We start from the raw sequence: 6572 nt of genomic DNA on the forward strand, positions 1-6572 counted from the left end.
CCAGGAGCACGTGTTGCCAAGCCAGGATCTTCCCCGCGCGTCCAGTGCGGGTTTCCGCCTCCTCGCAGTCCATGCCCACCCGGACGACGAGTCGAGCAAGGGTGCGGCCACGATGGCCGGCTATGTCGCAGCGGGCGCCGAGGTCCTGGTCGCGACCTGCACCGGCGGCGAGCGCGGGGACGTCCTCAACGCGGCGATGGCCGACGACGCCCACGCCAAACGGGACCTGTCGGGCCTCCGCCGGGTCGAGATGGCCCGCGCCGTCGCCGAGCTCGGCGTGCAGCAGCGGTGGCTGGGCTTCACCGACTCGGGCCTGCCCGAGGGCGACCCGCTCCCGGACCTGCCCTTCGGCTGCTTCGCGCTCCAGCCCCTCGAGCGGGCGGCGGCGCCCCTCGTGAAGCTGGTGCGCGAGTTCCGCCCCCACGTGATCGTCAGCTACGACGAGAACGGGGGCTACCCGCACCCGGACCACATCATGGCGCACCGCGTCGCGGTCGAGGCGTTCGAGGCAGCGGCCGATCCGGTGCGCTACCCGGGCACGGGGGAGGCCTGGAGCGCCTCCAAGCTGTACTACGACCGGGCCTTCAACCCGGAGCGCTTCCGCGCCCTGCACGTCGCCCTCGAGGAGGCCGGCCTGCCGTCGCCCTACGCGGAGCGCATCGCGCAGTGGTTCGAGGCGGACGCGGAGGGCCACCAGCCTCCAGCTCCCGTGCATGCCACCACCACGCAGATCCGCTGCGGCGACTTCTTCGGGCACCGTGAGCGGGCGTTGCTGGCGCACCGCACGCAGGTGGACCCGGAAGGGTTCTTCTTCGCCGTGTCGGTGGAACTGCAACAGCAGGTGTGGCCGTGGGAGGACTACTCCCTCATCACCTCGCGCGTGGACTCCCGCGCCGACTCCTCGGTGCCGGAGGACGACTTCTTCGCCGGCATCACGCCCGGGCCCTAGGTCCGCCGGGCATTTCTATCCCGCGTAGAATTGTGGTCGGCGGGCAACCGTGACCTGCCGCGAGCTTCGAAAGTGGTGCCTGCGTGTTCCTTGACCTCAGCCTGGCCGCGACGGTGACGCCGTCGGGCGATCCGACGCTCAAACCGGGCCTCGACCCCTCGTCGGTCACGCCGGGGACGCTGGGCTTCCTGGCGACCCTCTTCGTCGTGGTGCTGGTCATCTTCCTGATCCGCGACATGGTCAAGCGCATCCGGCGCGTCCGGTACACCGCCGAGGTGGAGCAGGCACGCACGCAGCGTGCGGCCGACGGCCTCCCGCCGGCAGGAGCGGACGACGCCGGGCAGCGCCCGTCGCCGGGCAGGGGCGGCATCGACGACGGCGGGCGTCCCCTGCCGGGCGGGAAGCACGGCCCGGACAACCGCTGAGCGCGGAGCCGGGCCGGGTGCGGCACGCCGGATCCGCGGCGCTAGGTCCGGGCGGGGTGCAGGACGGCGAGCATGATCGCGACGAAGTGCGCCGCGAAGGCAGCCACCGTGAAGGCGTGGAAGAGTTCGTGGAAACCGAACACGCGCGGTGAGAAGTTGGGCTTCTTGATCCCGTAGAACACGGCACCGGCGATGTACAGCACGCCGCCCACGCAGATCAGCGTCGCGGCGGGCACGCTGGCCGCGAAGAAGTCCGGCATGTAGAACACGGAGCCGAGGCCCAGCGCCACGTAGATCGGCACGTACAGCCAGCGCGGCGCGTCGACCCACAGGTTCCGGAAGAGGACGCCGGCGACGGCGCCGCCCCAGATGATCCACAGCAGGGTCTCCGCCTTCCCCCGGTCCAGGAGCGCCCAGGCGAGCGGCGTGTAGGACCCGGCGATCACGAGCATGATGTTGGTGTGGTCCAGGCGCTTGAGGACGACCTTCACGCCCGGGCTCCAGTTGCCCCTGTGGTACACCGCGCTCACGCCGAAGAGCAGCACGCCCGTGAAGGCGTAGATGGCCGACGCGACGCGGAGTCCCGTGGTCGGTGCCAGGGCGACGAGGACGATGCCCGCCGCGACGGCCAGGGGCGTTGCGACGGCGTGGATCCACCCCCGCCAGAGCGGCTTGGCCGCCATCGCATCCGCGAGCGGTCCGGCCACCGAGGACACGGCGTCCTGGAACGTGCTGTCGCGGCTGCCGGCGGGATCCGAAGGGCCCGGGGAGGGAGCCGGATAGCGCGGGGTCATGCCGGAATTCTAGCCGACGCCCCTGCCCGCCACCTGTCGCGACGACGGGTCCGAGGATCGCCCCGACGTGCATCGGGGCCTTTGCCGGGCAGCAGCCGGTACGGTAGGAATACGGTAGGACAAGGCACCCGGGGCGCAGGCGTCCCGGGTCGAGAGCGCCTCCGGCCCGGGCCGGAGCGGAAACCAGGGGAGGGCAGCCGGGCGTGAGCTTGAAGTTCCCCGGAGTCGGCTACAGCTTCTACGAGCGCAGGCTGCAGCGGAACCTCGCGCCCGAGCGCATCCCGCACCACATCGGCGTCATGGTCGACGGGAACCGGCGGTGGGCGAAGCTCGCGGGCGCACCCACGAGCCACGGGCACCAGGCGGGTGCCGACAAGATCCACGAGTTCCTCGGCTGGTGCGAGGAGCTCGGCGTCGACGTCGTCACCCTGTACATGCTGTCCACGGACAACATGGGCCGGCCCCAGGAGGAGATCGACCAGCTCCTGGACATCATCGCCAACACCCTGGACCGCCTCGGGGAGAGCAACCGCGTGAGGGTCCAGCCCGTCGGCGCCCTCGACCTCCTGCCCGACGACCTGGGCGAGAAGCTGAAGGACCTCGCGGCGTCCACGGAGAAGATCGACGGCCTCCACGTCAACGTGGCGGTGGGGTACGGGGGGCGGCGGGAGATCGTCGACGCCGTCAAGGAACTGATGCGGGACGCGGCGGGCCGGGGGATGTCCCTCGAGACCCTCGCCGAGGAGCTGACGGACCAGCACATCTCCTCCTTCCTCTACACCCGCGGGCAGCAGGACCCGGACCTCGTCATCCGCACCTCCGGGGAGCAGCGGCTGTCCGGTTTCCTCATGTGGCAGAGCGCCTACAGCGAGTTCTACTTCTGCGAGGCGCTGTGGCCCGATTTCCGCCGCGTCGACTTCCTCCGCGCGCTGCGCGACTACGGCCGCAGGCAGCGCCGCTTCGGGTCGTGAGTGCCCGCCCTTCATGCGCGACACGATGAGGAGCACCGCACTCCGCGGACCGACGGCGTAGGGTCTACCCATCGACGGACGCAGGATCCGCCGACGGAAGGCCGCCGATGGTGCGAGGCACCTCGTACGAGTCGGGGAGGCCGCCCGGCCTCACGGCCGGAACGCCCACCCCCTACGAACTCGGGGTGCACCCACCCCGGAGCGGAGTTCACGTGGCTACAACCAGCACCTCCCACCAGGACGCCGCCGACCGGCGCCGCAGCTACGTCATCGACACCTCGGTGCTCCTGTCCGATCCCCGCGCCATCCTGCGGTTCGCCGAACACGAGGTGATCCTCCCCCTCGTCGTCATCACCGAACTCGAGGGGAAGCGGCACGACCCGGAACTCGGCTACTTCGCACGGAAGGCCCTGCGGCTGCTGGACGACCTCAGGGTGGAGAACGGCGGGCTCGACACCGACGTCCCGCTCGGGGAGGAGGGCGGGACGCTGCGCGTGGAACTGAATCACGTCTCCCCCGAGGTGCTGCCCGTCGGGTTCCGCAGCGGCGACAACGACTCCCGGGTCCTCGCCGTCGCCAAGAACCTCGCGGTCGGCGGGCGGGACGTCACGGTGGTCTCCAAGGACCTGCCGATGCGCGTCAAGGCCTCGGCCATGGGCCTGCAGGCCGACGAGTACCGCAACGAGTTTGTGAAGGACTCGGGCTGGACGGGCGTGGCCGAACTCGACGCCACGGTCGAGGAGGTCAACGCGCTGTACGACCACGAGGCGATCCTGACGGCGGGTGCCGCCGAGCAGCCCGTGAACACGGGTGTCATCCTCCTCTCGCCGCGCGGATCCGCCCTCGGCCGGGTCGGCGCCGACAAGCACATCCGGCTGGTCCGCGGTGACCGTGACGTCTTCGGCCTGCACGGCAGGTCGGCGGAGCAGCGCCTGGCGATCGACCTGCTGATGGATCCCGAGGTGGGGATCGTCTCCCTCGGCGGGCGCGCCGGCACGGGCAAGTCCGCCCTGGCCCTGTGCGCGGGCCTCGAGGCGGTCCTGGAACGCCGCGAGCACCGCAAGGTGGTCGTCTTCCGGCCCCTCTACGCGGTGGGCGGCCAGGAGCTCGGCTACCTGCCCGGGAGCGAGAACGACAAGATGAACCCGTGGGCGCAGGCCGTCTTCGACACGCTCGGCGCGCTCGTCTCGCCCGAGGTCGTCGAGGAGGTCCTGGACCGGGGCATGCTCGAGGTGCTGCCCCTCACCCATATCCGGGGCCGCAGCCTGCACGATTCGTTCGTGATCGTCGACGAGGCGCAGTCGCTGGAGAAGAACGTGCTGCTGACGGTCATGAGCCGCATCGGCCAGAACTCGAAGATCGTCCTCACCCACGACGTCGCCCAGCGCGACAACCTCCGGGTGGGCCGGCACGACGGCATCGCGGCCGTCGTCGAGATCCTCAAGGGCCACCCGCTGTTCGGCCACGTCACGCTGACGCGCTCGGAACGCTCGCCCATCGCCGCCCTCGTCACCGAACTGCTGGAGGAGGCGGACGCCTAGGCCGGACGGCGCGCGGGCCGCCCGGCCCGCGTGCTAGCCGACGATCCAGGGGACGTGCCGGCTCACGTCGCTCAGCTCCGGGGGAGCCGCACGGAAGTAGTCGTCGGTCAGGTACTCGTCGACGCCGAGGATGGCGAGGTCGTGGCCGGCGCCCCGCGCGGGCCCGTCGAGGGCCGTGGTGGACACGCAGACCGCGGTGCCGACGTCGAGGAGCACGCGGCTCCGGCCCCCGACGAGCGGGCGGCCGGGGGCGGCGGGTTCGTAGGAGGCGTTCGGGGTGACGGTGGCCGCGAGGACGGGACGGCCCGCGAACGTCTCCTCCGCGAGGTCCTCGACCTCCACGCGGTTCGCCCCCGGGTACACCATGGCCACCGGCGCGTTGCCGGCCAGTTCCACCGGGTCCAGCATGGAGGACCACCGGGGATCGCCGAACACCGCCTCGCCGTAGGCGGCCTCCGGCCGGCGGCGCACGAGACCCGCGCCGTCGTAGACGGGGGTGACGAGGCGGGGGGCGACGAGCCACGACTTGCGGGTGGCGCTCACGTAGAGCGCATCGCGGGACTGCTCGTTGCCCGTCGTCGAATGCAGCAGCGTGCCGTCCGCGGCCTCGACCCGGAGCGCTGCCGGTCGGCGGAGCCAGGCCCTGAGCGGCGGGGCCGTATCGAGGCCCTGCGCCGCCGGCGTCCGCCACGCGATGGTGAACCTCAGGGTCTCCCAGCGCCAGGGGGAGGAGCGGCAGAGCGAGCGGAACGTCTCCTCCGGCGTGGACGCGGAACTGGTGCTGCGCTGGCCCGACATTTCCACAGTGTAACCGGCGCCCCGCCGGGCGGTCAGGGCCCTCGCGTAGCGTGGGGGGCGTGACCGCCGTGCTCGCCGACTACCTGGTGCAGGAGCCCCTCGCGTTCGCCCTGCTCGCGGCCGCGCTGCTCGGCTTCGCCCTGGTCGGCGGGCAGTTGAGCGTCCTCGACTGGCGCTCGCACCGCCTCCCGGACCGGATCGTCCTGCCGGCCTACCCCGCGGCCGCCCTCCTGCTCGGGCTCGCGGCCGGGGTCGCCGGCGAGTGGCACCGGATCCTCGGGATGCTCGCCGGGGCGGCCGTGCTCTGGCTCGGGTTCGGCGCCCTGCATCTGCTGTCCCGGCGCGGGCTGGGCTTCGGCGACGTCAAGCTCGCGGGACTTCTGGGCCTCTACCTGGGCTTCGCGGGAGGCACCGCCCTGTGGTGGGGGCCGTTCTTCGCCGTCGTGCTCGGCGGCCTCTGGAGCCTGGTGCTCGTCCTGGCAGGCCGGGCCACGCCCGCCTCGTCCGTGGCGTTCGGGCCGTTCCTCGTCCTCGGAGCCGCGCTCGCGCTCGCTGTACTAGCCTGAGGAGCGTGCCCACCCCCGAATTCGTCGTCGACCTGCGCCGCAAGATCGGCCATGACCCCCTCTGGCTGCCCGGCGTCGGGGGCGTCGTCCTCGACGGCGACGGGCGTGTCCTGCTCGGACAGCGCGCGGACAACGGCCGCTGGGCGATCATCACCGGCATGGTCGATCCGGGCGAGCAGCCCGCCGTCGCGCTGCGCCGCGAGGTCGAGGAGGAGACGGGCGTCGTCGTCGAGGTCGAGTACCTGCTCGCGACCGGGGTCGACGGTCCGATCACCTTCCCCAACGGCGACGTGTGCACCTTCCTCACGCTCGACTTCCGGTGCCGGTGGGTCAGCGGGACGGCCCGGGTCAACGACGACGAGTCCCTCGACGTCCGCTGGTTCCCGCTGGACGCGCTCCCGGACCTTCGACCGCGGCACCTCGCCCTCGTGCGGCAGGCCGTCGGATTTGACGGCGTGGCCCGCTTCGCCTCCTGACGCCGCCGGGCCAGAAAGGCGTGGGAGGGTGGGTAGGGGGTTTCCGCTGGGG

At 72.0% G+C, this 6572-nt stretch carries 8 protein-coding genes; 6 read left to right on the top strand and 2 right to left on the bottom strand.

What is annotated here, in order from left to right:
* The first annotated feature begins 13 nt into the window (after positions 1-13).
* Both mca and ACX80K_RS16105 read left to right on the top strand, forming a co-directional pair.
* On the top strand, positions 14-949 hold the full coding sequence (mca, locus tag ACX80K_RS16100; RefSeq protein WP_459272901.1) for a mycothiol conjugate amidase Mca: 936 nt from the start codon (positions 14-16) through the stop codon (positions 947-949).
* A gap of 83 nt (positions 950-1032) precedes the next feature.
* A complete protein-coding gene (locus ACX80K_RS16105) occupies positions 1033-1374 on the top strand; it encodes a hypothetical protein (RefSeq protein WP_459272902.1) in 342 nt (113 codons plus the stop codon).
* Positions 1375-1415: 41 nt separating this feature from the next.
* Here the strand turns inward: ACX80K_RS16105 and trhA are convergent, their stop codons facing one another.
* Entirely contained in the window at positions 1416-2057 is a 642-nt protein-coding gene (gene trhA, locus ACX80K_RS16110) for a PAQR family membrane homeostasis protein TrhA (RefSeq protein ID WP_459272913.1), read from the bottom strand.
* 320 nt (positions 2058-2377) lie between these two features.
* On the opposite strand from trhA, the gene ACX80K_RS16115 reads away from it, so the two are divergent.
* Together ACX80K_RS16115 and ACX80K_RS16120 are read left to right on the top strand one after the other, a co-directional pair.
* Positions 2378-3139 carry an isoprenyl transferase gene (locus ACX80K_RS16115; RefSeq protein ID WP_104180130.1) on the top strand — a complete coding sequence of 254 codons (762 nt, stop codon included), beginning with the start codon at positions 2378-2380 and terminating at the stop codon, positions 3137-3139.
* A gap of 212 nt (positions 3140-3351) precedes the next feature.
* Positions 3352-4680, top strand: coding sequence for a PhoH family protein (locus tag ACX80K_RS16120; protein ID WP_459272903.1), 1329 nt, complete (start codon positions 3352-3354; stop codon positions 4678-4680).
* A 33-nt stretch (positions 4681-4713) separates the two neighbouring features.
* On the opposite strand, the gene ACX80K_RS16125 is transcribed toward ACX80K_RS16120, so the two are convergent.
* Positions 4714-5478 carry a hypothetical protein gene (locus tag ACX80K_RS16125; RefSeq protein ID WP_459272904.1) on the bottom strand — a complete coding sequence of 255 codons (765 nt, stop codon included), beginning with the start codon at positions 5476-5478 and terminating at the stop codon, positions 4714-4716.
* Positions 5479-5537: 59 nt separating this feature from the next.
* Here ACX80K_RS16125 and ACX80K_RS16130 point away from each other — a divergent pair, with 59 nt between their 5' ends.
* Together ACX80K_RS16130 and ACX80K_RS16135 are read left to right on the top strand one after the other, a co-directional pair.
* Entirely contained in the window at positions 5538-6044 is a 507-nt protein-coding gene (locus ACX80K_RS16130) for a prepilin peptidase (protein WP_459272905.1), read from the top strand.
* A 5-nt stretch (positions 6045-6049) separates the two neighbouring features.
* On the top strand, positions 6050-6520 hold the full coding sequence (locus tag ACX80K_RS16135) for an NUDIX hydrolase (RefSeq protein WP_459272906.1): 471 nt from the start codon (positions 6050-6052) through the stop codon (positions 6518-6520).
* Positions 6521-6572: the final 52 nt, after the last annotated feature.

This window comes from Arthrobacter sorbitolis (assembly GCF_054510995.1).

Coding starts and splice junctions, on each gene's coding strand:
- trhA (WP_459272913.1), bottom strand. CDS start 2,057: ATGGCGGCCAAGCCGCTCTGGCGGGGGTGGATCCACGCCGTCGCAACG.
- ACX80K_RS16125 (WP_459272904.1), bottom strand. CDS start 5,478: ATGTCGGGCCAGCGCAGCACCAGTTCCGCGTCCACGCCGGAGGAGACG.